At 72.1% G+C, this 25,992-nt stretch carries 27 protein-coding genes; 17 read left to right on the top strand and 10 right to left on the bottom strand.

All coding sequences use genetic code 11. From position 1 onward, the window contains the following. Nucleotides 1-50 precede the first annotated feature (50 nt). A complete protein-coding gene (locus QUG98_RS12180; protein WP_353067847.1) occupies nucleotides 51-629 on the top strand; it encodes a DUF6611 family protein in 579 nt (192 codons plus the stop codon). Between the two features lie 136 nt (nucleotides 630-765). On the opposite strand, the gene QUG98_RS12175 is transcribed toward QUG98_RS12180, so the two are convergent. The 5 genes from QUG98_RS12175 to QUG98_RS12155 all read right to left on the bottom strand — a co-directional run bounded on the left by QUG98_RS12175 (nucleotide 766) and on the right by QUG98_RS12155 (nucleotide 6,249). Further along, nucleotides 766-1,443, bottom strand: a complete 678-nt coding sequence (locus QUG98_RS12175) for an NUDIX domain-containing protein (protein ID WP_289470771.1) — start codon at nucleotides 1,441-1,443, stop codon at nucleotides 766-768. 295 nt (nucleotides 1,444-1,738) lie between these two features. Continuing rightward, nucleotides 1,739-2,584, bottom strand: a complete 846-nt coding sequence (locus QUG98_RS12170) for a pentapeptide repeat-containing protein (protein ID WP_289470770.1) — start codon at nucleotides 2,582-2,584, stop codon at nucleotides 1,739-1,741. Nucleotides 2,585-2,813: 229 nt separating this feature from the next. Beyond that, nucleotides 2,814-3,746, bottom strand: a complete 933-nt coding sequence (locus QUG98_RS12165; protein WP_289470769.1) for an acetamidase/formamidase family protein — start codon at nucleotides 3,744-3,746, stop codon at nucleotides 2,814-2,816. Beyond that, on the bottom strand, nucleotides 3,743-5,185 hold the full coding sequence (locus QUG98_RS12160; protein WP_289470768.1) for an APC family permease: 1,443 nt from the start codon (nucleotides 5,183-5,185) through the stop codon (nucleotides 3,743-3,745). The genes QUG98_RS12165 and QUG98_RS12160 overlap by 4 nt, the downstream gene beginning before the upstream one ends. Nucleotides 5,186-5,334: 149 nt before the next feature. Beyond that, nucleotides 5,335-6,249 (bottom strand): proline iminopeptidase-family hydrolase, encoded by a 915-nt coding sequence (locus QUG98_RS12155; protein WP_289470767.1) that lies wholly within the window; start codon nucleotides 6,247-6,249, stop codon nucleotides 5,335-5,337. Between the two features lie 84 nt (nucleotides 6,250-6,333). Here QUG98_RS12155 and QUG98_RS12150 point away from each other — a divergent pair, with 84 nt between their 5' ends. The 5 genes from QUG98_RS12150 to QUG98_RS12120 all read left to right on the top strand — a co-directional run bounded on the left by QUG98_RS12150 (nucleotide 6,334) and on the right by QUG98_RS12120 (nucleotide 12,071). After that, nucleotides 6,334-7,065 carry a FadR/GntR family transcriptional regulator gene (locus QUG98_RS12150; RefSeq protein WP_289470766.1) on the top strand — a complete coding sequence of 244 codons (732 nt, stop codon included), beginning with the start codon at nucleotides 6,334-6,336 and terminating at the stop codon, nucleotides 7,063-7,065. A 38-nt stretch (nucleotides 7,066-7,103) separates the two neighbouring features. Beyond that, a complete protein-coding gene (locus tag QUG98_RS12135; RefSeq protein WP_434533442.1) occupies nucleotides 7,104-9,143 on the top strand; it encodes a response regulator in 2,040 nt (679 codons plus the stop codon). 125 nt (nucleotides 9,144-9,268) lie between these two features. Continuing rightward, the gene (locus QUG98_RS12130) at nucleotides 9,269-10,723 is read left to right on the top strand and encodes a ferredoxin reductase family protein (protein ID WP_289470765.1); all 1,455 of its coding nucleotides are present in this window, start codon (nucleotides 9,269-9,271) and stop codon (nucleotides 10,721-10,723) included. Further along, entirely contained in the window at nucleotides 10,720-11,250 is a 531-nt protein-coding gene (locus QUG98_RS12125; protein WP_289470764.1) for an FMN-binding protein, read from the top strand. The genes QUG98_RS12130 and QUG98_RS12125 overlap by 4 nt, the downstream gene beginning before the upstream one ends. Further along, complete coding sequence (locus QUG98_RS12120) at nucleotides 11,247-12,071, top strand: FAD:protein FMN transferase (RefSeq protein ID WP_289470763.1); 825 nt, start codon at nucleotides 11,247-11,249, stop codon at nucleotides 12,069-12,071. The genes QUG98_RS12125 and QUG98_RS12120 overlap by 4 nt, the downstream gene beginning before the upstream one ends. On the opposite strand, the gene QUG98_RS12115 is transcribed toward QUG98_RS12120, so the two are convergent. Then, on the bottom strand, nucleotides 12,026-13,606 hold the full coding sequence (locus tag QUG98_RS12115) for a Na+/H+ antiporter (protein ID WP_289470762.1): 1,581 nt from the start codon (nucleotides 13,604-13,606) through the stop codon (nucleotides 12,026-12,028). The two genes, QUG98_RS12120 and QUG98_RS12115, sit on opposite strands and share 46 nt — an antisense overlap. A gap of 148 nt (nucleotides 13,607-13,754) precedes the next feature. Between QUG98_RS12115 and QUG98_RS12110 the strand changes: the two genes are divergently transcribed. From QUG98_RS12110 to QUG98_RS12100, 3 genes are all read left to right on the top strand, one after another. Beyond that, entirely contained in the window at nucleotides 13,755-14,246 is a 492-nt protein-coding gene (locus QUG98_RS12110) for a helix-turn-helix domain-containing protein (RefSeq protein ID WP_289470761.1), read from the top strand. 3 nt (nucleotides 14,247-14,249) lie between these two features. After that, entirely contained in the window at nucleotides 14,250-14,798 is a 549-nt protein-coding gene (locus QUG98_RS12105; protein ID WP_289470760.1) for a PIN domain-containing protein, read from the top strand. 262 nt (nucleotides 14,799-15,060) lie between these two features. Then, nucleotides 15,061-15,624 (top strand): hypothetical protein, encoded by a 564-nt coding sequence (locus QUG98_RS12100; RefSeq protein WP_289470759.1) that lies wholly within the window; start codon nucleotides 15,061-15,063, stop codon nucleotides 15,622-15,624. Nucleotides 15,625-15,661: 37 nt separating this feature from the next. Here QUG98_RS12100 and QUG98_RS12095 read toward each other — a convergent pair whose 3' ends face one another. The 4 genes from QUG98_RS12095 to QUG98_RS12080 form a co-directional block, all read right to left on the bottom strand. After that, nucleotides 15,662-16,318 (bottom strand): DUF1345 domain-containing protein, encoded by a 657-nt coding sequence (locus QUG98_RS12095; RefSeq protein ID WP_289470757.1) that lies wholly within the window; start codon nucleotides 16,316-16,318, stop codon nucleotides 15,662-15,664. 124 nt (nucleotides 16,319-16,442) lie between these two features. Continuing rightward, nucleotides 16,443-17,564 (bottom strand): DUF475 domain-containing protein, encoded by a 1,122-nt coding sequence (locus QUG98_RS12090; protein ID WP_289470756.1) that lies wholly within the window; start codon nucleotides 17,562-17,564, stop codon nucleotides 16,443-16,445. Between the two features lie 161 nt (nucleotides 17,565-17,725). Beyond that, complete coding sequence (locus QUG98_RS12085) at nucleotides 17,726-19,303, bottom strand: helix-turn-helix domain-containing protein (RefSeq protein ID WP_289470755.1); 1,578 nt, start codon at nucleotides 19,301-19,303, stop codon at nucleotides 17,726-17,728. A gap of 92 nt (nucleotides 19,304-19,395) precedes the next feature. Beyond that, a complete protein-coding gene (locus QUG98_RS12080) occupies nucleotides 19,396-20,472 on the bottom strand; it encodes a hypothetical protein (protein ID WP_289470754.1) in 1,077 nt (358 codons plus the stop codon). A gap of 115 nt (nucleotides 20,473-20,587) precedes the next feature. On the opposite strand from QUG98_RS12080, the gene QUG98_RS12075 reads away from it, so the two are divergent. The 8 genes from QUG98_RS12075 to QUG98_RS12040 all read left to right on the top strand — a co-directional run bounded on the left by QUG98_RS12075 (nucleotide 20,588) and on the right by QUG98_RS12040 (nucleotide 25,990). Further along, a complete protein-coding gene (locus QUG98_RS12075; RefSeq protein WP_058727919.1) occupies nucleotides 20,588-20,869 on the top strand; it encodes a flagellar FlbD family protein in 282 nt (93 codons plus the stop codon). A gap of 1 nt (nucleotide 20,870) precedes the next feature. Then, complete coding sequence (locus QUG98_RS12070) at nucleotides 20,871-21,686, top strand: motility protein A (protein WP_289470753.1); 816 nt, start codon at nucleotides 20,871-20,873, stop codon at nucleotides 21,684-21,686. 2 nt (nucleotides 21,687-21,688) lie between these two features. Continuing rightward, nucleotides 21,689-22,621 carry an OmpA/MotB family protein gene (locus tag QUG98_RS12065; RefSeq protein ID WP_289470752.1) on the top strand — a complete coding sequence of 311 codons (933 nt, stop codon included), beginning with the start codon at nucleotides 21,689-21,691 and terminating at the stop codon, nucleotides 22,619-22,621. A gap of 66 nt (nucleotides 22,622-22,687) precedes the next feature. Beyond that, nucleotides 22,688-23,569: a flagellar motor switch protein FliM gene (locus QUG98_RS12060; protein ID WP_289470751.1), complete on the top strand. Its 882-nt coding sequence runs from the start codon at nucleotides 22,688-22,690 to the stop codon at nucleotides 23,567-23,569. Next, nucleotides 23,566-24,273: a flagellar motor switch protein FliN gene (gene fliN, locus QUG98_RS12055; protein ID WP_289470750.1), complete on the top strand. Its 708-nt coding sequence runs from the start codon at nucleotides 23,566-23,568 to the stop codon at nucleotides 24,271-24,273. The genes QUG98_RS12060 and fliN overlap by 4 nt, the downstream gene beginning before the upstream one ends. A gap of 3 nt (nucleotides 24,274-24,276) precedes the next feature. Continuing rightward, the gene (locus tag QUG98_RS12050) at nucleotides 24,277-24,897 is read left to right on the top strand and encodes a FliO/MopB family protein (protein ID WP_289470749.1); all 621 of its coding nucleotides are present in this window, start codon (nucleotides 24,277-24,279) and stop codon (nucleotides 24,895-24,897) included. Continuing rightward, the gene (gene fliP, locus QUG98_RS12045) at nucleotides 24,894-25,718 is read left to right on the top strand and encodes a flagellar type III secretion system pore protein FliP (protein WP_289470747.1); all 825 of its coding nucleotides are present in this window, start codon (nucleotides 24,894-24,896) and stop codon (nucleotides 25,716-25,718) included. The genes QUG98_RS12050 and fliP overlap by 4 nt, the downstream gene beginning before the upstream one ends. Next, nucleotides 25,718-25,990, top strand: coding sequence for a flagellar biosynthetic protein FliQ (locus tag QUG98_RS12040; protein WP_058727913.1), 273 nt, complete (start codon nucleotides 25,718-25,720; stop codon nucleotides 25,988-25,990). The genes fliP and QUG98_RS12040 overlap by 1 nt, the downstream gene beginning before the upstream one ends. Nucleotides 25,991-25,992 lie beyond the last annotated feature (2 nt).

Below are 25,992 nucleotides of genomic sequence, written 5' to 3'. Positions count from 1 at the left end.
GCGTCAGGGGACCGTGAGGACCGGCCCACCGCCGCCCGGTCGGTCCCAGTGTGGACGACGTGGACACGTACCGAGACCGACACCCGCACCCCCTCCGCCGCACCGGTTGGCACCCATGGGGGCGGTGCTCCGTGCAGCCCGTCACCCGGGCGCTGTGGAGCGGCCGGACGCTCGAGGTGCACGCACCCGGCACCACCGCCGGTGAGCTCCTGCTGCTCCGGGCGCTCCAGGTCTGGGGCGCTGCCGGCGCACTCGTGGCGGTGGCACTCGTCGTGGCACTGCACCGCGTGCCCGCGCTCGGGGTCGTCGTCGCGGTCCTGGTCTACGCCGCCGGTTTCGTCCTGCTCGTCCGGGCCACCCGGCGGGTCCGCCCAGGCATCCGGACCCTGACGGTGACGGTGTTCCACGGCAACGGTCGGCCGGAGGTGCACGGTGACGTCCGGCTCCTCGAGGCCTCGCTCGACCTGCTCTGCCTGGTCGAGGACGCCGTCCGCCGCGGGCAGGTGTCCCGCGTCGAGTACGAGCAGGTCTGGGGGCAGGTGTGGCGGTCGATGCCAGAGCCGGTGGTCCGTCCCGCCGCTCGGTCGCGGTCCCGCGAAGTCACGCCGCGCCGTCGGTCGCACCGATGAGCGGAACGCTCGCACCCGCGGCGCCCGCGGCGCCCGCGGCGCCCGCGGTACCCGCGGTACGCCGTGCGCCCGCAACGCGCACGGAACCGGCGTCCGGTCCCGACCCGGACGGCGACGACCCGTCGGTGGTCCTCGGCTACGACTGAGTGTGCTGCCCGACCACGAGGCCGTGCAGCGCTGCCCACTGCAGCAGCAGGATCGTCTTGCCGTCGACGATCCGCCCGTCGTCGATCATCGCGAGCGCCTCGGTGGCCGGCAGTTCGAGCACCTCGATGTCCTCGCCCTCGCCCACGAGGCCGCCCCCGACCTCGATGCGGTCAGCGGGGGAGTACTCGGCCACGTAGCAGTGCACCCGCTCGGTCACCGACCCCGGGCTCATGTACGCGGCGGTCACCTCGCGCAGGTCGCCCAGTCGGACCCCGAGCTCCTCGAGCGCCTCGCGCCGGATCGCGGTCTCCGGGTCGTCCTCGTCGAGCAGTCCCGCCGCGACCTCGACCAGCATGCCGTCGGGGTGGTCGTTCACGTAGGCGGGGAAGCGGAACTGCCGCGTGAGCAGCACGGTGCCGCGCGCTCGGTCGACCGGCAGCACGGCCGCGCCGTTGCCGCGGTCGTAGGTCTCGCGCTGCTGGGTGGTCCAGGTGCCGTCGGTCCCGCGGACGTCGAACGTCGTCCGTCGGAGCACGTGCCACCCGTCGGAGGTCACCTCGACGTCCCGCACGACGACGTCCGGGTTGCGGTCGAGGTTCCGTCCGACCCGGTCGAGACCGGTCCGCCCCCTGCTGTCCGGTTCCGTCGTCCCGTACGCCGTCGTCATGCTCCCGACGCTAGCGGACCCCGGTGCCGGCCACGCGACACCTGTCTCCGCCCATCGGACGGGAGGCACGCGGCGGCCCCGCCACGCGCCTCCCGTCCGCCGACATCGACCGTCCACCTCGACCGGCTCCCGTCGTCCCCGTCCGCTCGTTCCGTGCGCCCGGGATCGTCCGCACAACCGGAAGCAGGTCGCGCCACTGAGATCCGTCGCGCGAGCTGCCCCGCGTTGTGCGGCAGCACGCCGCGCAGCCTGTCGCTTCGTGGCCCCACCGGCCGGTGCGCCGCGGCGGGTGCGCTCATCCGTGCAGCCAGTGCGACGGCACCTCGAGCCAGGTCGGCAGGAGCGTCCGCTCGTCCCCGTCCGCCGCGTTGACCTGCGACTGCGTGAGGAGCAGGGCGCCGGACAGGTCGGCACCGGCGAGCCGCGCGCCACGCAGGTCTGCGCCGAGTAGCTCGACTCCGCTGAGGTCCGTCCCACGCAGGTCCGATCCGATGAGCACCGCGTTCCGCAGGCTCGAACCGCGTCGGACCGCTCGCCGCAGGTCGCGGCCGGCGAGGTCCTCGGGCAGGGGTCGTTCGTCGACGTCTTCGTCCGCCGCGGCGAACCGCGCACGGGCCTCGTCGCGCACGGCATCGAGCAGGGGGAGGACAGTGCCACGGAGCGCGCTGAGGTCGAGTGCGGCGAGGGTCGCCGGGTCGCTCCCGGACCGCGCGATGCAGTCGGCAGCCATGGCAGCGGCGTGCTCCGCGGTGTCGGGGTCCCAGCTCCGGTCGGCGACCTCGGTCAGGTACCAGGCGAGTTCGTGCAGCACCCGGACCACCGCGAAAGCGGCGGACATCGCCGGTGCCAGGTCCGGACGCGCGCGCCAGGAGACGCCGCCGAAGACCTCCTGGGTGACGCGCTGACCGGCGCCGGAGCACTCGAAGACGGTGCACCCTCGGAAGCCACGAGGGCGGAGGCGGTCGTGGATGGTGCAGGCGAAGTCGACGCTGAGTTCACCGCAGGGTGTCCCGGCGGGCTTGTCGACGGGGAAGTCCGCCGATCGGGTGAAACCGAGGAGGGTGCAACAGAGCGCGGCGCAACGGGTGCAGTCGGGGCGGAGGTCGGCGCGCGGGTCGACGTCGAGGCATGCGTGGGTCATCAGAAGGTCTTCCTGTGCATCGGGAGGGTGTGCCTGGCCGTCGGGACTCCGTCGAGGAGTCCCGTCCGTGGGCGCAGGCGATCAACTCCGGACGGCGGAGGGCCGGACGGCACACGCTGGGAGAGCGCGTCGTCACTGCACAGGGAGATGTGTCACTGTCGGGCAGTCTACCGCCCGCCGGACGGGAGGCACGGGGCGGCCCCGCCACGCGCCTCCCGTCCGCCGACCGCTACAGGACCGCCTTCGGCACCCGGTGCAGCGTCACCGCACCGACCGCCGCGAAGGGGTGCAGCGGGTCCGGGTCACCGGACCCGGTCGGCCCACCGAGCTTCGAGTCGCCGACGGCACTGAGCACGGCGTAGGCGTCCTCGGCGGTGAAACCGTGGTCCTCGACCAGGAAGGCGAACGCGTCCTCGTACCCGCGCCGCACGCTCTCCTGCACGGGGTCGCCGAGCCCGACGAAGAGCCACGCGTCGTCGGTCTCGATGCGCGGCGCACGGAGCGGTCGGCGGCCCCGCACCAGGTCGACGGACACGATCGCGGTACCCTGCGCCTCGATCGCGACGAACGACGACTCACCCTCGGCCATGATCGCGTGGACGTCCCCGATCGACAGCAGGGCACCGGGGACCCGCACGGGCAGGTACACGGTCGAGCCGGGTCGGGCCTCGGTGACGTCCATGTTCCCGCCCTCGGCGGTCGCGGGCATGATCGTCGAGTTCGTCCCCGACGCCGGCGCCACGCCGATGCACCCGATCATCGGCCGGACCGGGAACGCGTGCCGGTCGGTGACGTGCACGACGCCGTCCTCGATGGGGCAGCGGCGGGCGAAGACGCCCTCGGGCATGACGTGCTGGAGCGCCCCCGACCCGGGCAGCGACACCGACCACCCGTGGGTGGTGAGCTCGATGTCGTGGATGTGCACCGCCAGGGTGTCGCCGGGCTCGGCACCCTCGACCCAGACCGGGCCGGTGACGGGGTTGATCGGTGCCTGCAGCTGCGCGAGGTCGTGGTGCTCGTCGAGCTCGGCGTAGACGGCGTCGGTGGTCTCGAAGCCGATCGTCTCGCCGGTGCCCGGGGTGAGGCGGAGCACCGGGTCCCGGTCCGCGGAGAACCCGGGGCGACCGAGCGTGTTCGGCAGGAAGTGGTCGGGTGTGGTCATCGGCGGTCCTCCGCGGTGGTGGGGGCGGGGTCGACGGACCCCTCGCCCAGTGTGCTCGGTTCTTCCGACCCGACCTCGGTCGAGCGGCCGGTCCGGCGGTAGTACAGGAACACCGCGGCGCCGACGACGAGCCAGACGATGCCGCCGACCTTCGCCTCGACGGCGGCGTTGAGCAGGACGTAGCCGATGATCAGGAAGCCGATGAGCGGCACGACGAGGTGCAGCAGCCAGTTGCGGGACTTCCCCTTCACGACGTGGTGCACGAACACCGACACGTGCAGGAGCATGAAGCCGAACAGGGCGCCGAAGTTCACGAGCGACGAGATGGTGTCGATCTGTCCGACGAAGAACAGCACGAGGATCGCCGAGAGCACCGAGACGACGATGATCGCGTTCTGCGGGACCTGCCGACCGTTGAGCTTGTGGAGGAAGGCCGGCAGCTGCCGGTCGCGGCTCATCGAGAAGAGCAGACGGCTCGTCGCGGCCTGCGCGGCCATGGCGTTCGCGATGCCGACGGCGAGGACGTTGACGGCGAAGAAGGCGGTCGCCCAGCCGCTCGACGACGCCTGCTGGACGATCGAGAAGAAGGCGTTGCCGACCTCGTCGTCCGGGAACGCGTCGCGGCCGGCGGCCAGCGCCGAGGCGAGCCAGGTCTGCAGCACGAACAGGAACGCGACGATGACGAGTGCGAGGACCATCGCCGTACCGGCTCCACCACGGCGGCCGGTGGACTCCTCGGACAGGGTGGAGATGCCGTCGAACCCGAGGAAGCTCAGCACGGCGATCGACAGCGCCGAGGCGATCAGCGGCGCGGAGACCTTCGACGGGTCCCACACCTGGTCGGTGCTGAACGACGCGCCGGGCACGGTCCCGCCGGTCAGCGCGACGATCGCGATGACGACGAAGATCGCCACGAACACCAGCTCGATGAGCAGGAAGACCCGGTTCGCGAGCTTGAGCGACGAGACGCCGAGCAGGTTGATGACCGTGTTGATCGCGACGAAGACGAGCGCCCAGAGCCAGCGGGGCGTGCCGGGGAAGATGCCGACCATGCTCTCGGCCGCGAACACGTAGAGCAGCGTCGGGACCAGCAGGTAGTCGAGCAGGATCGCCCAGCCGGCGAAGAACCCGGCGGTGGGGTGGATGCCGCGGCCGACGTACGAGAACACACTGCCCGCGAGCGGGATGGACTTCGCCATCTGCGCGTACGCGAGTGCGGTGAAGATCATCGCGACGAGGCCGACCAGGTAGACGAGCGGCACCATGCCGCTCGACGCGTTGTAGACGGTGCCGAAGATCGCCCACGGGGCGATCGGCACCATGAAGACGAGCCCGTAGACGAGCAGGTCGGTGGTGGACACGGAGCGCTTGAGCTCCTGCTTGTAGCCGTAGGCCTCGAGCTGCTGCTGCGCGGAGAGCTCGCTGTGCTGCTGCGACATGTCGGTTCCGTTCGGGGAGGGACGGTGCGTGGGAAGGGAAGGGCGGACGGGAGGCGCGTGGCCGGGTGGGCGGCGCTCGTCGGGTCCGGTGGGGCGACGGTCGGGAGGCGCGTGGCGGGGTGGGCACGCGCCTCCCGACCGACGGGTGGTCAGCCGGTGGGCTGGTCGTCGTGCTCGGCGAGGAACGCCGCGATCACGCGGCGGAACTCCTCGGGCTGCTCCAGGTGCGAGCAGTGGCTCGCCCCGGGGAAGACGTGCTGGCGGACGTCGGCGATGTGCTCGACGAACGGCTGCCAGGTGGCGGGTGTCGCCTCGTCGTGCTCACCGGCGACGACGAGGGTCGGGACGGCCACGCGGTCGAGCCGGTCGATCACGGTCCAGTCGCGCATCGTGCCGATGACGTGGAACTCGTTCGGCCCGTTCATCGTGTGGTAGACCGTCGGCTCCTGCTCCATCTGGGCCTCGGAGTCGACGAAGTCCGCCGGCATCGGGACGACCCGGCAGACGTGGCGCTCGTAGAAGACCTGCGTAGCGGCGAGGTACTCGGGGTCGTCGACCGTGCCGGCCTGCTCGTGCTTGGTCAGAGCGTCCTGCACGTCCGCCGGCAGCTGCGCACGGAGTTCGGCGGCGCCGTCGACCCAGAGCTGCATCGACGCGGGGGAGTTGCAGATCGCGAGCGACCGCAGGTGCGCCGGCTGCGTGACGGCGATCTCGGACCCGAGCATGCCGCCCCACGACTGACCGAGGACGTGGTGGTCGCCGAGACCGAGGTGGGCCACGAGGGCGGCGTACTCGTCGACGAAGAGCTGCGGGGTCCAGTACTCCGCCGGGGCGTCCGGTCGGTGGGAGCTGCGACCGCAGCCGAACTGGTCGTGGTGCACGACCGTACGACCGGTCTCGTCGGCGAGGACCGCGAGGTTCCGCAGGTAGTCGTGCGCCATGCCCGGGCCCCCGTGCAGGACCACGAGGGGGAGCGTGCCTGGCGTCGGGGCGTCGGGTTCGGTGATGCGGTACCAGGTCTCGCCGTCCTGGAACGGCATCGTGCCTTCGGTGATGCGGGACATGTCGCACAGCATGGACCCGTGAAAGGTCCCCTGCAATACCTTTTCTCGTCCTTTAACGTGGACGAAACGCAAGGAGGGGGCCGAGTGCCAGATCGCGCGACGGAGACCCGGGTCGACGAGGTCGAGGACCGGCTCGTCACGGCCGTGGCCGTGGGCGAGTACCTGCCCGCGTCGCGGCTGCCACCCGAGCGGGAGCTCGCCGTGCTCCTCGGGGTCGGACGTGTCACGGTGCGCGCGGCCCTCGCACGATTGGTCGACCGGGGCTTGCTCGAGACCCGTCGAGGTCGTGGCGGTGGGACCTTCGTGCGCTCGCAGTGGCCGGACTCGTCCTCCGACGCCGTCGGCCGGACGCTCCTCGCCCGGTGGGCCGGCATCCGCGACACCACGGACGCGATCGCCCTGCTGCACGGCGCGCTCGCCACCGCAGCGGCGGAGCGGATCACCGACGAGGAACGGACGGCGCTGGGCACGCGGCTCGAGGACTTCCGCGCCGCAGCGTCCGGGCTCGAGAAACAGCAGGCGGACGCGGTGCTGCACCGTGCGATCATCGACGCCGCACGCAACCCCGTGCTGGCCGCGGCGCTCGCCGACCTCGAGTCGCAGGTGTCCATCGCGGCGCCCGCGCACCTCTGGGGGAGCGCCGACGGCATGACCGAGATGGAGGAACGCGCGCTCCGCGAGCACGAGGGGCTCGTCGACGCCGTCCGTGACGGCCGTGCAGTCGACGCCGGGGTGCTCGCACGGCGGCACGTCGGGATCGACCTCGAACTCCTGGAGCGGGCGATGCTCCGTGCCGGACAGGTCCCGACCGCCTGACGGCACCCGTCGTGCATGATCGTCGGACGGAGGTGCACGTGGCAGAGATCCTGGTGGTCGAGGACGACCCGGAGATGGGTGCGCTCGTGGAGCGCGGGCTCGTCGGCGAGGGCCACACGGTGACGGTGGTGACCGACGGTGTCGCGGCGCTCGTCACGGCGGCCACGAAGTCGTTCGACGCGGCGGCGATCGACGTCATGCTCCCGGAGATGACGGGCTTCGAGGTCTGTCGACGGCTGCGCGAGACTGGCCAGGACTTCCCGGTCATCCTCGTGACCGCACGGGACGCCGTCGACGACCGGGTCTTCGGGCTCGACGCGGGCGCGGACGACTACCTGACCAAGCCGTTCGCGATCGCCGAGCTGAACGCCCGGATCCGGGCGCAGCTCCGACGACGGGCCGCCGGTGCCGTGACCGTCGTGCAGATCGGCGTCGTCCGGCTCGACACGGTGACCGTGCGGGCGACCGTCGCCGGTCGTGACCTGCCCCTCAGCGTGAAGGAGTTCTCGCTCCTCCGGTTCCTGGCACAGGGGTCACCGGAGACCCGGACCCGAGCGGAGGTGCTGCGGGAGGTCTGGGGGGAGCGCCGAGCACTTCGACCCCACCATCGTCGACCAGTACGTGAGCTACGTCCGCAAGAAGCTGCAGGCATCCGGCGCCGACGTCGTGATCCGGACCGTGCGAGGCGTCGGCTACGCGCTCGATGTCCTGACCGCGCCGTGAGGTGGCTGCGACGGCTGTCCGTCCGGGCACGCATCACGATCGGGAGCGTGCTCGTGGGTGCGGTCGTGCTCACGCTGATCGCCCTCGTGCTCCACGTCGAGGTCCGACAGGCCACGCTGGAGACCGACCGGTCCCTCGCCGCCGGTGACGCGGCACCGTTCGTCTCCGACCTCCGACAGAACCCCGACGAACAACCGGACCGACCGGCCGAGGGCGTCCTCGTCGGGATCCGCTCCTCGACCGGTGCATGGATCGTCGACACGCTGCCGGAGGACCTCCGCCGGGCGCTCCCGGACGGCGTGCCCACGGCGACCACGACCCTGCGGCTCGGTGACGGGCACCGCCAGGCGACGGTCGTCGGTACCCCGGTCGAGAACGACGACGGCAGGTTCGTCGTCTGGGCAGCCCACGACGGTCGTGCCGGGCACGAGACGGTGGAACGCGTCGACCGCTCGCTCGTCGTCGGGACCCTCCTCGCCCTGGTCGCATCAGGACTCGCCGCCTGGTCGCTCTCGACCGTCGCGCTCCGGCCGGTCACACGGATGCGTCGGACCGCCGAGGCGCTCAGCGGCGGCGAGGCGACCGGTCACCTGCCCGTCGGACCGTCGGAGGACGAGCTCGCCGACCTCGCACGGACCCTCAACGCCTTCATCGATCGGCAGCGCGAGAACGCCGCACGCGAGCGCCGGATGGTGTCCGACGCCAGCCACGAGCTCCGGACACCGCTCGCGGCACTGACGGCACGACTCGAGCTCGCGCACCGGTCGTCCGGTGACGCCGTCGCGCTCGAACGTGAGCTGGCGGCCGCCGAGTCCGACGCCGCCCGCCTGACCGCGCTCGCCGAGACGATGCTCGAGCTCAGCCGGCTCGACGAGACCCAGCCCACACCCTCGACCCCGGCGGCCGCGCTCGTGACGGAGCTGATGGGCAGCGTCGATCGTGCACGGGCCCTCGGCGGTACCGGCGGGGTCGACTTCACCGTGGACGTCCCGGACGGCGACGAACGGTACGCGGTCACCCCGGCGGCGTTCGGCAGGATCGTCGACAACCTGGTGGCGAACTCGATCGCAGCGGGCGCTCCCGCGGTCGAGGTCCGCATCGAGCTCGCCCAGCGGGCGGACCGTGCGCTGGACCTGGTGGTGCGCGACGACGGACCCGGGGTGCCGGAGGACTTCCTGCCCCACGCCTTCGACCGCTTCACCCGGGCCGACGACGCCCGCCGGGCCGTCCTCGGCGGCAGCGGTCTCGGCTTGGCACTGGTCCGCGGGATCGCCGAGCGAGCCGGTGGTGACGCCACCCTCGCGAACGCGCCGGAGGGCGGGGCCGTCGCGGTCGTGCGGCTCCCCGCGCGCTGAGGTCCTGGGCCGTTCCTCGTTCGTTCGAGGTCTCGAACGAAGCACAGCGGTGGTTCCGGGCTGCTTCATGGGACCGGTGTCGATGCTGAACGTCACCCGATCACCTGCTGGAGAGGACCGAGACGATGATCGACACCGCTCGCCCCACCCCCCGCGCCGCTTCTGCACCGCCGAGGCGGATCCCGACACCGCCCGCGGAGCCCCTCGAGGTCGCCGCCCGACGTCGACGTCGGGCCGGCCGACGCCGCGCCGCGGTCACCGACCTGCTCGGTGTGCTCGCCTGGGCGTCCGCCGCGTTCGCCGTCGCACTCTGGTTGGCCTCGCCGGGCTCGCACTCGGTGTCGGGCATCGGCGGAGTGCTCACCGACGCCGGAATCGTCGCCGGACTCGTCGCGACCGACCTGGTGCTCGTGATGCTCGTGCTCGCCGCACGCGTGCCCCTGATCGACCGCGTGTTCGGGCAGGACAACGCGATCGCCGTGCACCGGTCACTCGGTGAGCCCGTGCTCTACCTGCTCCTGGCGCACGGTGTCCTGCTGACGCTCGGCTACGGAGCGTCCTCGGGTACCGGCCCGATCGCGGAGACCGTCCAGCTCTTCTCCACGCCGGACATGCCGCTCGCCTACCTGGCCCTCGGGTTGTTCGTCGCCGTCGTGGTGTCGTCCCTGGTCGCGGTTCGACGTCGACTGCCGTACGAGGCATGGCACGTCGTCCACCTGCTCAGCTACGCGGCCGTCCTCGTCGCGCTGCCGCACATGCTCAGCGTCGGCAGCGTCCTCGGACAGGGTACCTGGCAGCGGGTGTACTGGATCGCCGCGTACGTCGTGGCGCTCGGCCTGGTCGTCGTGCACCGCTTCGTGCTGCCGGTGGTCGTGAGCCTGCGGCACCGCATCCGTGTCGTCGCGGTCGAGCCGATCGCGCCCGGGGTCGTGTCGATCCACCTCGCCGGCCGCGACCTCGACCGGCTCGGTGCACGTGGCGGCCAGTACGGGGTCTGGCGGTTCTGGTCGGCACGGACCTGGTGGCACGCCCACCCGGTGTCGTTCTCGGCAGTCCCCGGACGGGACCGCGCCCGGATCACCGTGCGCGACCTCGGAGCGGGCTCCGCGCGCCTCGGCCGCATCCGACCCGGCACCGCCGTCTCGCTCGAGGGCCCGTACGGACTGTTCACCAGCCGCGCACGCACCGCCCCGTACCTCGCGCTCGTCGCGTCGGGCATCGGCATCACGCCCGTCCGTGCACTGCTCGAGGACACCGACCTGCGTCCGGGTGAGGCCACCGTGCTCCTGCGCGGGACCGACGCCGACCAGCAGTACCTCTGGCAGGAAACCGCGGAGCTCGCCGCGGCGACCGGGAGCGCCCTGTTCGCGATGGTGGGTCACCGCGCCCGGTCGCAGGAGAGCTGGATGACCGAGGACGATCTGCGTCGCGGCGTCACCCTCCGATCGGTGTTCCCGCGGTTGCTCGAGTCCGACCTCTACGTCTGCGGCCCACGCGAGTGGTCCGACCTGGTGGTGCGGGAGGCCCGGCTCGCGGGCGTCCCGGAGCACCAGATCCACCAGGAACGGTTCGCGTCGTGAGGGCCCGGGTGGTGGCCGGCGGCGTCGTGTCGTCGGTGGCGGTGCTCGTCATCGGGTGGCAGCTCGGCGGGCAGCCGGCCGTGACGACTCCAGCGCAGGGCACGACCTCCGGGAGCTCGTCGTCGGGCAGCACCGGCACGAGCGGAGGCTCCGGCACGAGCGGGAGTGCGGGCTCGTCGGGCTCGTCCGGCTCCGGCTCGTCGGGCTCCAGCTCCGGCTCGTCGGCATCCCGCTCGACCGGCGCGTCCGTCTCCGGGACCTTCACCGGTGCGGCGGCGCAGACGCGCTACGGCGAGGTCCAGGTGCAGATCACCGTCGCGGACGGCACCATCACCGACGTGACGCCGCTGCACCTGACCGACCACGACGGCCGCTCGGTCGCGATCAGCCAGCAGGCCGCCCCGATCCTCCGGCAGGAGGCGCTGCAGGCCCAGTCGGCACAGATCCAGGCGGTGAGCGGCGCGACGTTCACGAGCGAGGGCTACACCACGTCGCTGCAGTCCGCGATCGATCGGGCCGGCCTGTGAGCGTCCTGACCTTCGAGACCATGGGCACGGTCGTGAGCCTCCGCGGGGCTGCCCCGGAGGCCGCGTCCGCCGTCCAGGCGGTCTTCGCCGGGTACGACCACCGCTACAGCCTCTGGGACCCCGCGTCGGTGCTGAGCCGGATCGCGGCCGGGTGGTTGCGGCTCCCCGATGCCCCCGAGGAGGTCCGCGACGTCTACGCCCTCGCGCTGTCGTGGCGCGACCGGACCGGCGGTGCCTTCACGCCGCACCGCCCGGACGGGGTCGTCGATCTGTCCGGCGTCGTCAAGGCACTCGCGATCCGGGACGCCGGCGAGCTCCTCGACGCCGACTCGAACGACTGGATGCTCAGCGCCGGCGGCGACGTGCTCGTCCGCGGTTCCCACCGTGCCGACGAACCCTGGTCGGTCGGTGTCGTCGATCCGGCGCGGCGGGACACCGTCGTCGGCGTGGTTCGGCTCGACGGCAGCCGTCGCGCGGTGGCGACCTCGGGCACGGCCGAGCGGGGCGAGCACATCTGGCGGCGGAGCGTCCCCACCTTCGTCCAGGCGACGGTGGTGGCCGACGACATCGTGACGGCCGACGTCCTCGCGACGGCGGCCGTCGCGGGGGACGAGGACGACCTCCGGCGCTTGACCGCGGACGGCGACGTCGACGTGCTCGCCTTCGGCGCGGACGGTACGGTCTGGGCGACGCCCGGTGCGGCGCACTGGGTGGGACCGACGGCAGGCGCAGCGCAGGAGGTGGGACCGCTGGAGGACGCGGCGACGGGGCGGACTCAGGCCGGCGTCGACCCCTCGAGCCGCGCCTCCTCGGCGTCGTAGCCCGCGCGGACCTGCCGGAGCACCACGTCGTCGATCTCGTCGTCGTCCCGCAGGCGAAGCAGGGTCGCGGCCTTGTGCCGCACCAGGGCGAGCTCGAGCGCGACCGTCGCGTCGTGGCGTTGCAGGGTCGGGTGGTCCTCGTCGTCCTCCTCCCGCGCCTGGATGACGTCGAGGTGCGCCTCGAGGTCGCGACGGACACGGTCGATCGTCGCTCGGTCGGCGCCGGCCTTCCGCGCCAGCCGGGGGAGTGCGTCGAGGGCCTCCTCGACGGCGGTGCGCTCCGCGTAGCGGCGTTCCTCGCCGACGGACTCGTCCTCGGGGAGCGCTGCACGTCGCAGGACGGCGGGCAGCACGAGCGCCTGGCCGACGACGGTCACGACGACGACGCCGGCGGTCACGAAGACGATGAGGTCCCGTTCCGGGAAGGCCCCGCCCGACTCGAGCGTGCGCGGGACGGCGACGGCCATCGCCAGGGAGACGGCACCGCGGAACCCGGCGAAGCCGCTCACGAGCCGGTCGCGGCGGCCTTCGCGGGGCTCGCCGCCGAAGCGTCGAGTGACGAGCCAGACCGTCCCGCCGATCGTGCCCTCGAAGGCGAAGCGGACGAGGACGAGCACCACGGACACCGCGAGCACGAGGCCGACCCCGGTCCAGAGTTCACGGGCGTCGAGCGCGCGGGCAGCGACCATCGCCTCGATGCCGACGAGCACGAACAGCGCACCGTTCAGCAGGTAGGTCAGGAAGGACCAGAACGCGCGGACCTGCTGGCGGGTCTCCGCCCGGTCGAGCTTCGGCGCAACCTGACTGACGACGATGCCCGCGGCGACGACGGCGAGCACCCCGGACGCACCGATCGCCTCGGCACCGAGGAAGGCTGCGAAGGGGACGAGCAGCGTGACGAGGTTCTCGAGGACGACCGTGTCGACCCGCCGCAGCACGAGGGAGCCGAGCCAGGCGGCGAGGAGCCCGGCCGCGACCCCGCCGACGTACGACAGGACGAGCATGCCGGACACGCTCCAGAAGGTGAGCTCCTGGGTACCGACGGTGACGGCGACCGCGATGCCGTAGACGACCAGGGTCGTGCCGTCGTTGACCAGGCTCTCCGCACGGAGCACGGTGACGTTGCGGCGGGGCAGCATCCTCGTGAGCACGCCGACGGCGGTGGCATCGGTCGGGGCGACCGCTGCGCCGAGCACCCACGCCGGCCCCCACGGCATCCCGAGCAGGTGCAGCAGCGTGGCGACGACGCCGGCGGTCGCGACGACGAGGACCGTGCCCATGAGGACGATCCCGCGCAGGTTCTTCCGGATCTCGCGGAGCGAGGTGGTCAGGCTCTCCCAGTAGAGCAGCGCGGGGAGGAACAGCAGCAGGACGGCGTCCGCCGGTAGCTCGACCCGGCCGAACGTGGGGACGAAGGCGAGCAGCGCGCCGATGACGAGCAGGAGCACGGGTGGTGCGATCCTGATCCGGTCGGCGACGGCAGCCGTCACGGCGATGGCGAGCCCGAGGGCCACCACCAGTTCTGGACCGAGCACGTGTCTCCTCGCGGTTCGTCGGACGCGTCAGTCAACGCCGGACGGGCTGCGCGCCCTTCCCGTTCCGCGCACTGCGACGAGCTCGCCCGCTTCCACGAGCCAGCGCGAGATCCGGCGCGCTTTCGAATACTGCGGATAGGATTCGTCCATGGCGACCTCGACTCCTCCACGTGCCCGGGACGCCGCCGCCCGCACGTACTTCCCGACCGACGACACCAGGGACGACCTCGTCGACTTCGCGAGGCTCCTCCACGAGAGCTCGGTCGCGCCGCACGCGGGTGCGGCACTCCGCGCACCCGACGGGTCGGAGCGCCCCATCCCGGAGGAGCTCTACGCGATCCTCGAGCAGGTTGCGGACGCACTCGCCAACGGGAGCGGCGTCACGGTCGCGCCGAACGACATGCAGATGACCACGCAACAGGCTGCCGACTTCCTCGGCGTCTCGCGGCCGACCTTGATCAAGTACCTCGAGGACGGCACGATCCCCTTCGACAAGCGTGGTCGTCATCGCCGGGTCCTCCTCCGCGATGTCGTCGCGTTCCAGGAGGAGTTCCGCGTCAGCCGACGAGCGGCACTCAGGGAGATGGCTCGCGGGACGCAAGCGCTGGAGCGACAGCAGGCGGCCTCGGCAGGAGCCTGAACGATGGCGTTCCCCGCCTTCTTCGACGCCTGCACGCTGTACGGGATCCGGCTCACGGACCTGATCCTCCGGCTCGCGGATGCGGGAGCGTTCCGACCGCTCTGGTCGGACGAGGTCCTCGACGAGGTGCGCAGGAACGTCGTCGGCGCTGGCGTCGACCCGTCCGGTATCGACGCTCGGATCGATGCCATGCAGACGTACTTCCCCGACGCGACGGTGACCGGGTACGAAGCGCTCACGGCGGCGATGACCTGCGATCCGAAGGACCGACACGTCCTGGCCGCCGCGGTCCGGTCGAAGGCCGACGTCCTCGTGACGTTCAACCTCAGGGACTTCCCCGGTGCGTCCCTCGAGCCGTTCGACGTCGAGGTCGTGCACCCGGACGACTTCCTCCTCGATCAACTCGACCTGTTCCCCGGCGTCGTGACGAGGGTTCTGCGAGAACTGACGGAGGACTACATCGACCCACCGCTCACGATCGACGACGTGCTCGAAGATCTCCGTCGCGCCGGGGTACCACGGTTCGCATCGGACGCGCGGCGCTACCTGTGACCAGCCTGCTCCCCGCTCGAGCGCTCACCGACCAGAGCGGCTAGCGTGCTCTCGTGTGGAGGATCGGTCAGGGGTCGCAGCTCCGCGGAGGACGGTGGTGCTGAGGCCTCGTCGTCTGTCCGCTGTCGCGCTCGTCGTCACTGCTGCCGTCGTGCTGCTGTCGGGCTGTGTCGGTCAGCCACCCGGCACCGCAGGCGACGTCGTCGGGTCTCCGGCCCCGGGTCGCGCCGACGTGCAGCACGACGGGCCCGAGCCGACCGCGATGCACCTCGAGGACGGCGTCGAGGTCTGGGACCTCACCGGCACACCGAGCGTCGAGACGTTCGGCGTCGACACCGACGGTGGGTCACCGGTCCGGAACGCGGTCGCTGCCTACAGTTCCACGACCGATCGACCAGCTCGCTTCCTCCTGCCGGGGGACCGGGTCGTCGACCTGCCGGTCGGCGAGGTGATCGTGACCGTCGACGACTTCCCGGACGGGCTGACGGACTCCACCGGGCAGGTCATCACAGCACCCGGTCGGTCGTTCGTCCTGCAGGTCGAGGGACCGTCGACGTCCGGAGCAGCGGCAGGGGTCGAGGCGTACCGCCAGGCACTCGACGCGGCAGACCTGCCGACCAGCGGCGCGGACGAGTTGCAGGACAAGGTGGACTCGGTCCCCTCGATCGATCCGACGGAGACGAGCGGGCGGCTGGGAGCGAGCACCGACGTACCGGTGCCGGACGGGATGTCCGCGTCGCTGAGCTCGCGGTTCCGTCCGTCGGACACGACGCCGACGTTCCGGATGCAGTTCTTCGTGTCGTGGGCGCCGGTGCCCATCCCCTGAGGCACGCAGCGGCGACGGCTGGGCCGCGAGCCTGCGCTCAGCTGCCGAGTCCGGCGACCAGGTTGATCACGCTGGCGATCACCACCGTGCCGAAGAAGAACGACAGGAGCGCGTGTCGCAGGGTCGTCGCCCGGATGGTGCTCGACGTGATCGTGGTGTCCGACACCTGGTAGGTCATGCCGACCGTGATGGCAAAGTACGCGAAGTCCGTGTAGCGCGGTGGTTCCGGCTGGTTGAAGTCCACCCCGCCGGGCGTCCCGCTGTAGTAGAGCTCGGCGTACCGCAGCGTGAAGAGTGTCTGCACGAGCAGCCAGGACAGCAGGACGCTCACGACACCGAGCGCGGCCGCCAGGTCCTGCGCCGTCCCGTGCAGCCCCCGCGCGGTGCTCAGCACGACGAGGATCGCGACGACGCTCGCCGCGGACGCGCCCACGAGCAACAGGTCGGACGCCGTCCGCTGCGGGTCCTCGCGAGCAGCCCACCGGGCCGTGCGGTCCGCGTCGGCACGGAGCAGCGGGAACGCCGTCACGACGTACACGGCACAGGCCGCGGCCCAGCCGACGGAGGCCGCCCAGCGGGGGCCCACGGTCAGGGCCGTGACGACGGCGACGACCAGCCCCACTGAGACCATCGACACGAGACGGTGACGGTAGCGAGGGGACCGGCCGATGCGCGGGTCCACGGGTGTGCTCATGCTGCTCAGCATGCTGACCGGAACCGTCAGGGCGCCCGGACACCGCGTACCGGCGCTGAGCGTGCACGCAGGGCACCGTCGAGCGACGACGCACCGACGACCGTCGCGGTCCGAGGCGGGTCGGTCAGCCGGCCACCGTCCGCCTCCGCAGCCGCCGCGCCCACGCCCGCCACGGCAGCGAGGTCGCCAGCGCGAGCCCGATCACGACGGTGCCGAACCACGCAACGACCGCCCCCGGGACGGGCACGAGCAGGCTGGTCCAGAGCAGCACGGCGAGGACGCCGAGGACGTACGCGGCCCCGGCCTTCAGGTACCGGAGGCGCTTGAGCGTCGCCGCTTGGTCCAGGCGCGAGGTCGTCCGGGCGAGGAACACTGCGCCGACGGCGATGGCAGCGACCGCGAGCGCTGCCTGCTCGAGCGCACCGAGCCCGTCGGCGCCGAGCAGTCCCGACCCCGACAGGCTGTACACGCCGTCGAGGATCTCGAACAGCATGAAGACCACGAGCCCACGCTCGAACACGACCGTCGACGCGTACACGTGGATCCGCCACGAACCGCGCGTCCCGACCGCTCCGGTCCCCGTGCCGTCGACGCCCCGGAGCGCCCAGCGCGCGATGCGCTTCGACGTCAGGTACGCCGTGACACCGGCCGCACCACCGAGGGCGACCGGCAGCACCGTGCCGGGCGCCCAGGCGTCCTGCTGCCCGACGAGGACGGTGGTCACGAGCACGCCGGTCGCCGCGGTGACCACGGACCAGACGCGTGGCCGGGCGACGCGGGCGAGTCGCGCCTCCAGACCGCCCAGCCATGACCGTCGTGTCAGACGGTCGGTGTTGAACAGGTACTCGGCGAAGACCAGCCAGATGAAGGCCGCGCCGAAGGCGGCCAGTGCGGGCCGGACCTCCGCGAGGTGCGCGGAGAACGAGCCTGGGGCGAACACCGCCTCGTCGACGGCGGTCGCGGGGTCCGTCGCCCCGCCGACGGCGACGGCCGCCGGCGGCAGGAGCAGGCGCATGGCGAGCACGCCGGCGACGATGCCGAGGGAGAGGAAGAGCCGCCGGGCGGGGGAGTGCAAGCGACCCGCGATGCCGGCCATCGGCACCGACGAGTCGGCGGCCATCGCGATCTCGAGGACGGCGAGCGCTGCGAACGCCAGGGCGGCTGCCGGGCCGAACGCGATCCACGCGACAGCAGCGGCAGCCGCGGTGAGGAGGAGCGGGACGGTCAGGAGCGATCTCGTGGCCATGTCCCCATGCAGCACCGGTCGTCTGGATCGCGCGTCCGTCCCGACTGGCAGACGCCCTGGAGGCACCGGTGCGTTGGTCGGGACGGGTGACGGCCCGTCCCCACTTGCGGGGACGGGCCGTCGGGTCCGGTGATCGCTGGGTCGCCGCCGCGGCCGTGACCTCAGTCGTGGAACGTCTCGATCGACGCGCCGAGCGAGTTGAGACGCTCCTGCAGCTGCTCGTAGCCGCGGGCGATGATGCCGACGTTCCGCAGGACGCTCTCGCCCTTCGCCGCGAGCATCGCCAGCAGGATGACGACGGCGGGACGCAGTGCCGGCGGGCAGCTGACCTCGGCACCCGAGAAGTGCGTCGGGCCGGTGACGTCGAGGCGGTGCGGGTCGCGCAGGGTCACGCTCGCGCCGAGGCGGGTGAGGTCGAGCAGGTGGATCGCCCGACCCTCGTACACCCAGTCGTGCACGAGCGTGGTGCCCTCGGCCATCGCCGCGATGACGACGAAGAACGGCAGGTTGTCGATGTTGAGGCCCGGGAACGGCATCGCGTGGATCTTGTCGATCGGCGCGTGCAGCTCGGACGGGTGCACCGTGACGTCGACCAGCCGGGTGCGACCGTTCGCGGCGGCGTACTCGTCGCTGACGTCGAAGCGCAGGCCCATCTCGGCCAGGGTCGCCAGCTCGATCTCGAGGAACTCGATCGGCGCACGGGTCACCGTGAGGGTCGACTCGGTGACGATGCCCGCGGTCAGCAGGCTCATCGCCTCGACCGGGTCCTCGCTCGGCCAGTAGTCGACGACCTCGTCGATCCGGCTCTTGCCGGTGATGCGGAGCGTCGTTGAGCCGATGCCCTCGATCTGCACCCCGAGGAGCTCGAGGAAGAAGCAGAGGTCCTGCACCATGTAGTTGGGGCTGGCGTTGCGGATCGTCGTGACGCCGTCGCGAGCGGCCGCGGCGAGGATCGCGTTCTCGGTGACGGTGTCGCCGCGCTCGGTCAGCACGACGGACTTCGTCGGCACCTCGGTGTTCGCGACGTCGACCTCGTACCAGCCGGAGGTTGCCTCGACGTCGACGCCGAACGGGCGGAGTGCGATGAGGTGCGGCTCGACCGTGCGGGTGCCGAGGTCGCAGCCGCCGGCGTAGGGCAGGCGGAACGAGCCGTAGCGGCCGCTGAGCGGACCGAGGAACATGAGCACACTGCGCGTGCGGCGCGCCGCGTCGGCGTCGATCGCGTCGAGGTGCAGGTCGGACGGCGCGACGATCTCGAGCACCTCGCCGTCCTCGGACCACGTGACGGTCGCGCCGAGGGAGCGGAGCACGTCGATGATGCGGTCGACCTCGACGATGCGGGCGACCTTGTGCAGGCGGGTGACCCCGCGGTTGAGCAGGGACGCGCAGAGCAGCGCGACCGCGGCGTTCTTGCTCGAGTTCACCGCGATCGAACCGCTGAGCTTCCGACCGCCCTGCACACGCAGGTGCGCGCGCTGCGGGGCGCCGCCGATGGACACGATCTGCTGGTCGAGGGCGTCGCTGATGCGCGTGAGCATCTCGAGCGACAGGTTCTGGCCGCCCTGCTCGATGCGGTTGATCGCGCTCTGGCTCGTCCCGACACGTTCGGCGAGCTGGGACTGGGTCATGCTGCGACCCTTGCGGGCGCCCCGGATCAGGGCGCCGACCTCGCGCAGCGGAGCGGCGGGCGAGGAGCTGGCCGGTTCGGCGGGCGTGACGACGGTGGTGGTGTCGGACATGGACGTCACGGTAACACGCTCATGAGATAAAACAGGGGACTTCATGCGGCCGATTCGCAGGATCGGATCGGGAATAACTCGTTCATGAGAACTCAGGCACGGAACCAGCCGTTCTGCCCGTTGTCCCACTCCCACGTGGTCGAGGCGCCGAGCGCCGGTCGAGGGTCGCGGAGCCAGACGGTCGTGTCCGGCGTCCATCCCGCGATCACGCTCGCCGTCGTGTCGTCGATCGGTACCGCGGTGCCGGAGGCGCGGAGCCACCCCCGCAGCGTCAGGTGGACCGCGTCGAAGCGCTCGGCGAGTGCGGCCCAGTCCGGCACCACCCAGGCGCCGTCGCGCCCGGTCGCCTGGTACCAGTCGTGTCGCCGGGTCGTGGCCGTCACGTCGATCGATGCCGCGCGGCACAGGGCGGACCAGTCCTCGGCGTCGTCGACGACCGCGGTCCGCGTGGACGCATCAACGAGGGCGGGAGCGACCTCGGCGCGCTCCCAGCCGGTGTGGTCCTCGACCGCCCAGAGGCCGAGCGGACCGCGGCCGTCCCGCTCGGTGGTGGTGTCGAGGAGGCCGCTGGGCGGCGTCGTCCACCAGGTGCCGCTGATCGGGGCGTCCACCGGGTCGTCGAGCCCGTGCGAGCGCTCACCCAGCAGTTCGTCCCGCCACTCGGTGAGCACCTGCCCAGCCGGGCGTGCGGGAGCGTCGAATCCGGGCGTGTCCGGTGTGACGGACCACTGCCGCACGGACGGGACGGGACCGGACAGCGCCTGCACGCCGGGAGCCGCCGCGACCGTCGCAGCGATCCGCTCGAGCAGCGACCGGGGGACGACCGTCGCGAGCAGGACGTCCTCGGCGTCCGGCCCCTGCCACCACCTCGCCGACTCCGCCACGCGGCCGAGTGCCACGAGCGCCTGGTCGAGCGTGGCCGACGAGGGGTCGGCGGCGCCGAACAGGGCCTCGACCGCGGCCACGATGCGGTCGTCCGAGGGCGCCGGGCGCGGGACCGACGACCCGGGCCCGAAGAGCGACACGCGCTCACCACGTCGGACGGAGATCCAGTACGACGCCCAGAAGAGCGTGTCGTCGTCCGGCTCCTCCCGGACCGTGGCGAGCACGACCTCCCAGCAGAAGCGCCGACCACGCGGTCCGACCAGCAGGTCCTCGACGATGGTCACCGCGCCAGGCTAACGGGGCACTGCTCGCCGCCGATAGGCACCGCTGCACACCCACGGACGGGTCTGCATCCCGCCCCACGGACGGCGGCGGGACGATCGAGAACCAGGACGGGCCATGATCGTCGTCACACGACTCAACGGCAGCGCATTCGCTGTCAACCCCGACCTCGTGGAGCGCATCCAGGAGACGCCGGACACGACGCTCATCATGGTCGACGGCGCCAAGTACATCGTCCGCGAGTCCATGGCCGAGGTCATCGGCCTCGTCGCCGCCTACCGCGCCCGGATCGTCGGCATGGCCTACGGCACCGACACCGCGACGACCGCGACCGGACCGCAGCCCACGCTCGCCCCGGTCGCGCCGCTCGCCGCCGGACGCAGGGACGGGGGTCGCTGACGTGGACATCGCAACGATCGTCGGCATCCTCCTCGCCTTCGGCGCCCTGTTCGGCATGGCGCAGATGGAGCACGTCGAGATGGCGGGCCTCTTCCTGCCCGCGCCGATGCTCCTCGTCTTCGTCGCCACCATCGGGTGCGGCGTCGCGAGCACGACCATGAAGGACGCCCTCGCCGCCTTCAGGACCGTCCCGAAGGCGTTCACCGGCAAGGTGACCCCGCCGCAGACCGTGATCGACGACGTCGTCGGGCTCGCAGAGACCGCTCGGGCCAACGGCCTGCTGGCGCTCGAGCAGGAGGCCGACAAGCACGACGACCCGTTCATGAAGAAGGCCCTGCAGAACATCGCCGACGGCACCGACGGTGACGAGCTCCGGATCCTGCTCGAGGACGAGATCGAGTCGAACGCGGCGCCGATGCGGAGCGCGAGCGCGTTCTTCATGGGCCTCGGCGGCTTCGCCCCGACGGTCGGCATCATCGGCACGGTGGTCTCGCTGACCCACGTGCTGGCGAACCTCGGCAAGCCCGACGAGCTCGGCCCGCTCATCGCGAGCGCGTTCGTCGCGACGCTCTGGGGCCTGCTCACCGCGAACTTCCTCTGGCTGCCGTTCGGCGGCAAGCTCCGCAAGCTCGCGCAGCTCGAGGCCGACCGGCAGACCCTGCTCATGGAGGGACTGCTCGCGGTGCAGGCCGGCAGCCAGCCCCGACTGCTCGGTGAGCGCCTGACCGCGATGGTGCCGCCCGCCGCGCGCGGTGCCGGTGGCAAGGGCGGGAAGGCCGCGAAGGCCACCGCCGACGACCAGCAGCTGGCGGCCTGACCGTGAGCGCGAACCCTCGCGGGCGCGGGCGCGGCCGGAAGAAGGGCGGCCACGACGAGGCCGAGCACCCCGACGAGCGCTGGATGGCGTCGTACATGGACATGATCACGGTGCTCATGTGCATGTTCCTGGTGCTCTTCGCGATGTCGTCGGTGGACCAGGAGAAGTACATCGCGCTGAAGAACTCGCTCGCGACGGGGTTCGGCGAGGTCAAGTCCGAGAAGGTCGACACCGCCTCGGGCACGATCGTGTCGAAGTCCCAGGTGACGAAGGACGGCAAGGGGTACGCGACGGACAAGTCCGACGCCGACCACTCGACCGCCGCGTCCGGCGCCGACGACACGAACGTCGACCCGGCGTCGACCGCGGTGCCCCCGGTGGCCTCGAAGGCCGACCTGGCCGCGGCGCAGCGCGAGCTCGACGATCTCAAGGCCATCGAGGCGGCGATCCAGGGGAACCTCGACCAGGCGGGAGAGTCGTCCAAGGTGCAGTTCGCCGTCGACGACCGCGGTCTGACCGTCCGGCTCGTCGGCAGCGAGACCTACTTCGCGACGAACAGCGCCGACCTGTCCGACCAGGCCCGCCGGATCATGGACGCCATCGCCCCGGTCCTGAAGACCAGCGGACACGACGTCAGCGTCGAGGGCCACGCCGACCAGCGGAACTCCACCGCCCCGTACGCGACGAACTGGGAGCTCAGTGCCGCCCGTGCCACCGGGGTGCTCCGCGACCTGGTCGAGCGCGGCGGGATGCCGGCGGACCACGTGCAGAGCGTCGGGTTCGGCTCGAGCCGCCCGCTCGCCAAGGGTGCCAGCGATGCGGACAACACGCTGAACCGACGGGTCGACATCGTGGTGCTGTCGAACGAGGACCAGGACGTCAGCAAGCTGATGCCCGCCCTCGCGACCGCGCAGGACGGAGCACGCCAGGGCTAGACCCCCAGCGCCCCAGAACGGGGCACAGCGCTGACGCCCGCCCGTCGTCGGCCGACAGACGCACCCGTGACCGAGACCCTGCCCGCGCCCGAGGTGTACGACTTCGCGCGCCCGTCGACGCTCGCCCGCGAGCACGCACGGGTCCTCGAGCTCGCCTTCGAGACGTTCGCGCGGCAGTGGGGCACGCAGCTCACCGCGAAGGTGCGCGCTGTCAGCCAGGTCACCTGCGAGCAGGTCTCGATGACGACGTACGACGAGTACGCCGCGTCCCTGCCCGCCCTGACCGGCATGGTCCTGCTGCCGATCGCCGACACCGCACCGAAGGGCGTGCTCCAGGTCCCGCTCGACGCCGCGCTGACGTGGGTGTCGCACGCCCTCGGTGCCTCGAAGCCGCTGCCGACCCCGGAGCGCACCTTCACGCCCATCGAGCAGGCGCTCGTGCGGAAGATCGTCGAGGACGCCCTCGACGACCTCCGCTACTCGTTCGGCGGGCTCCTCGCGCACGAGGTCACGACCGGCGGCTTCCAGTTCAACAGCCAGTTCGCCCAGGCCGCGCAGAAGGGCGACCTGATGATCGTCGCCGCGTTCTCGATCCGGGTCGGTGACCGGGTCGCCCCCGGCACGCTCGCGCTGCCCGCCGAGGCGGTGCTGCCGCAGCTCGGCGAGGACACCTCCAGCGTCTCCGCCGCCGACGCCCGCGCCCTGCTCGACGCCCAGCTCGCGAACGTCCCGGTCGGCGTCAGCCTGCACTTCGCCCCCGCCGCCGTGCTGCCCACGCAGGTGCTCCGGTTGGCCGTCGGCGACGTCCTGCCGCTGCCGCACCCGCAGCACCGCCCCCTCACCATCGCGGTCGACGGCGAACCCGTCGGCACCGCGGCCGTCGGCGCGAACGGGTCGCGCCTGGCCGGCATCGTCGTCACCACCACCGATCCGGAGCAGCACGCATGAGCGCCACCACCACCCTCCACGCCACCGCTGCCGACCAGCTCGCCGCGCAGCTCCCGACGGCCGCACCCCTGACCGCCGTGCCCCTGCCGGGAGGCGCGACCCCGGTCGTCCTCGAGGCCGCGGTCGACGGCGTGGTCGCGTCCTTCGTCGGCGGGCTCTCCGCGGATCTCGCGCTGGTCCTCACCGACCTCGGCGCCGTCGTCGCGGCGGGGGGCGCCGACGCCGGTCTGGTCGACGTCACCGACGTGCTCCGTCCGTCGCTCGAGGCGGCGGCCACCGTGCTCGGCGTCGGCGTGCTCGGCGACGCGCGCCGCGAGTCCGCTGCGTCCCTCTTCGCCGACCCGGAGACGGTCGTCTTCGAGCTCACCGCCGGCGGGGTCCCCGGCGGCTGGTTCGGCCTGCGCGTCCGCGAGAACGGCACGGTCTCTGCACCGCTCGTCGCCGGCGCGGTCCCCGCCGGCAACCTCGGCCGCATCAACAACGTCGAGATGACCCTGACCGTCGAGATCGGCCGCACCCGGATGTCGGTGCGCGACGTGCTCGGCATGGAGCCCGGTGCGGTGGTCGAGCTCGACCGCAGTGCCGGCGCCCCCGCCGACGTGCTGCTCAACGGTCGGCTGATCGCCCACGGCGAGGTGGTCGTCGTCGACCAGGACTACGCGGTCCGCATCACCAGGATCCTCGACGTCGCCGAGGCGGTCTGACCGGTGGACACCCTCTGGATGACCCTCCGGGTCGCCGTGTCGCTCGGCGTCGTGCTCGCCCTGATGTGGGTGCTGCACCGCCGTGCGACGAAGGGCGGACTCGGAGCCGCGAAGGCCCGCGGACGCCGCTCCGCCGCGATAGAGGTCGTCGGCCGCCAGGGGATCGGCGGCAAGGCGAGCGTCGTCGTCGTGGACGTCGAGGGCGAGCGTCTCGTGCTCGGTGTGTCCGAGCAGAGCGTGTCGCTGCTCCGGAGCGCCCCGACGCCCGCGCCCGAGCTGGCCATCGTGACCGGACCCGTGGTCCTGCCGACCGAGCCGCGCACGCCGGCGCCGGCCACGACCGCGGACCGGTTCCGCGCGGAGCTGGAGCGGCAGGGGCACGCGACCACGGGCCTCCCGGCCGGCACGCCCACCGCGAGCGCGACCGGCACCGCGACGGACACCGCGACGGGCACTGCCGCGACGGGCACGACCGTGACGCCGCTCCCGATGCGGCCCCGTGGCAGCGCCCGGCGGCCCGCACGCACCGTCGTGCCGACCGCGCAGCAGCTGCAGGGCTCCGTCCTGTCCGCCGACACGTGGCGGCAGGCCGCGGCCGCGCTCCGGGGCCGGCGGGCCGGGTGACGGCCGCGCTCCGGACCGGCCGCACCGCCACCCTCGTCGTCCTCGGCCTGGCGACGGTCGCCGGCCTCGTGTTCCTCACCGCCACCGGCGCGCACGCCGTCGGCGTGACGGAGCCGACCGCCCCGGCGACCCCGACCGCACCCGCCAGCGGCGACTTCAGCGTCAGCGTGAACGGTCCCGACGGCACGCCGTCCTCGGCGATCGTCACGCTCCTCGGCATCACCCTGCTCAGCGTCGCACCGGCGCTGCTGCTCATGATGACGTCGTTCACGAAGATCTTCGTGGTGCTCGCGATGACCCGGAACGCCCTCGGGCTCCAGGGCATCCCGCCGAACCAGGTCATCGCCGGACTCGCACTGTTCCTGTCGCTCTTCGTGATGGCCCCGGTGCTCGGGCACATCAACGACGACGCGCTGCAGCCCTACCTGGCCGGGCACATCGACTTCGCGAAGGCGGTCGAGGTCGGCACGAAGCCGCTGCGGACGTTCATGCTGCACCAGACGCGCGAGGAGGACGTCGCGCTCATCACGCGCGCCGCCGGGCAGGCGAACCCGAAGGACCTCGACGCCGTGCCCATGACGACCGTCATCCCGGCGTTCGTGATCTCCGAGCTCCGGAGCGCCTTCATCATCGGGTTCGTCATCTTCATCCCGTTCCTGGTCATCGACCTCGTCGTGTCCGCCGCGCTCATGTCGATGGGCATGATGATGCTGCCGCCGGTCATGATCTCGCTGCCGTTCAAGATCCTGCTGTTCGTCCTCGTCGACGGGTGGGGGCTCATCATCACGTCCCTCATCGAGAGCTACCAGGTGGTGCACTGATGAACCAGCAGGCGGTCATCGACCTGACCCTCCAGGCGCTCGTGGTCGCGGGCAAGCTCGCCGCACCGGTGCTCGTGACGTCCCTCGTCGTCGGCTTCGCGATCTCGCTGTTCCAGTCGGTGACGCAGATCCAGGAGGTGACGCTCTCGTTCGTGCCGAAGGCCGTCGCCGTGGCGATCGCACTGGTCGTCTGCGGCAACTGGATGATCGCCGAGATGATCGCGTTCACCCACGCCGCGTTCGACATGATCCCGAAGCTCCTCGGGACCTAGCC

Origin of the sequence: Curtobacterium subtropicum (genome assembly GCF_030362975.1) — a bacterium.
Taxonomy (GTDB): Bacteria; Actinomycetota; Actinomycetes; order Actinomycetales; family Microbacteriaceae; genus Curtobacterium; species Curtobacterium subtropicum.
The sequence above is the reverse complement of the archived record's forward strand: the minus strand, read 5'-3'. Positions and strand labels throughout refer to the sequence as shown.

Bases quoted from the DNA above. Each gene is read 5' to 3' on its own strand.
- QUG98_RS12175 (WP_289470771.1), bottom strand. From the start codon at position 1,443: ATGACGACGGCGTACGGGACGACGGAACCGGACAGCAGGGGGCGGACC.
- QUG98_RS12170 (WP_289470770.1), bottom strand. From the start codon at position 2,584: ATGACCCACGCATGCCTCGACGTCGACCCGCGCGCCGACCTCCGCCCC.
- QUG98_RS12165 (WP_289470769.1), bottom strand. From the start codon at position 3,746: ATGACCACACCCGACCACTTCCTGCCGAACACGCTCGGTCGCCCCGGG.
- QUG98_RS12160 (WP_289470768.1), bottom strand. From the start codon at position 5,185: ATGTCGCAGCAGCACAGCGAGCTCTCCGCGCAGCAGCAGCTCGAGGCC.
- QUG98_RS12155 (WP_289470767.1), bottom strand. From the start codon at position 6,249: ATGTCCCGCATCACCGAAGGCACGATGCCGTTCCAGGACGGCGAGACC.
- QUG98_RS12130 (WP_289470765.1), top strand. From the start codon at position 9,269: ATGATCGACACCGCTCGCCCCACCCCCCGCGCCGCTTCTGCACCGCCG.
- QUG98_RS12110 (WP_289470761.1), top strand. From the start codon at position 13,755: ATGGCGACCTCGACTCCTCCACGTGCCCGGGACGCCGCCGCCCGCACG.
- QUG98_RS12105 (WP_289470760.1), top strand. From the start codon at position 14,250: ATGGCGTTCCCCGCCTTCTTCGACGCCTGCACGCTGTACGGGATCCGG.
- QUG98_RS12100 (WP_289470759.1), top strand. From the start codon at position 15,061: ATGCACCTCGAGGACGGCGTCGAGGTCTGGGACCTCACCGGCACACCG.
- QUG98_RS12095 (WP_289470757.1), bottom strand. From the start codon at position 16,318: ATGAGCACACCCGTGGACCCGCGCATCGGCCGGTCCCCTCGCTACCGT.
- QUG98_RS12090 (WP_289470756.1), bottom strand. From the start codon at position 17,564: ATGGCCACGAGATCGCTCCTGACCGTCCCGCTCCTCCTCACCGCGGCT.
- QUG98_RS12085 (WP_289470755.1), bottom strand. From the start codon at position 19,303: ATGTCCGACACCACCACCGTCGTCACGCCCGCCGAACCGGCCAGCTCC.
- QUG98_RS12075 (WP_058727919.1), top strand. From the start codon at position 20,588: ATGATCGTCGTCACACGACTCAACGGCAGCGCATTCGCTGTCAACCCC.
- fliN (WP_289470750.1), top strand. From the start codon at position 23,566: ATGAGCGCCACCACCACCCTCCACGCCACCGCTGCCGACCAGCTCGCC.
- QUG98_RS12040 (WP_058727913.1), top strand. From the start codon at position 25,718: ATGAACCAGCAGGCGGTCATCGACCTGACCCTCCAGGCGCTCGTGGTC.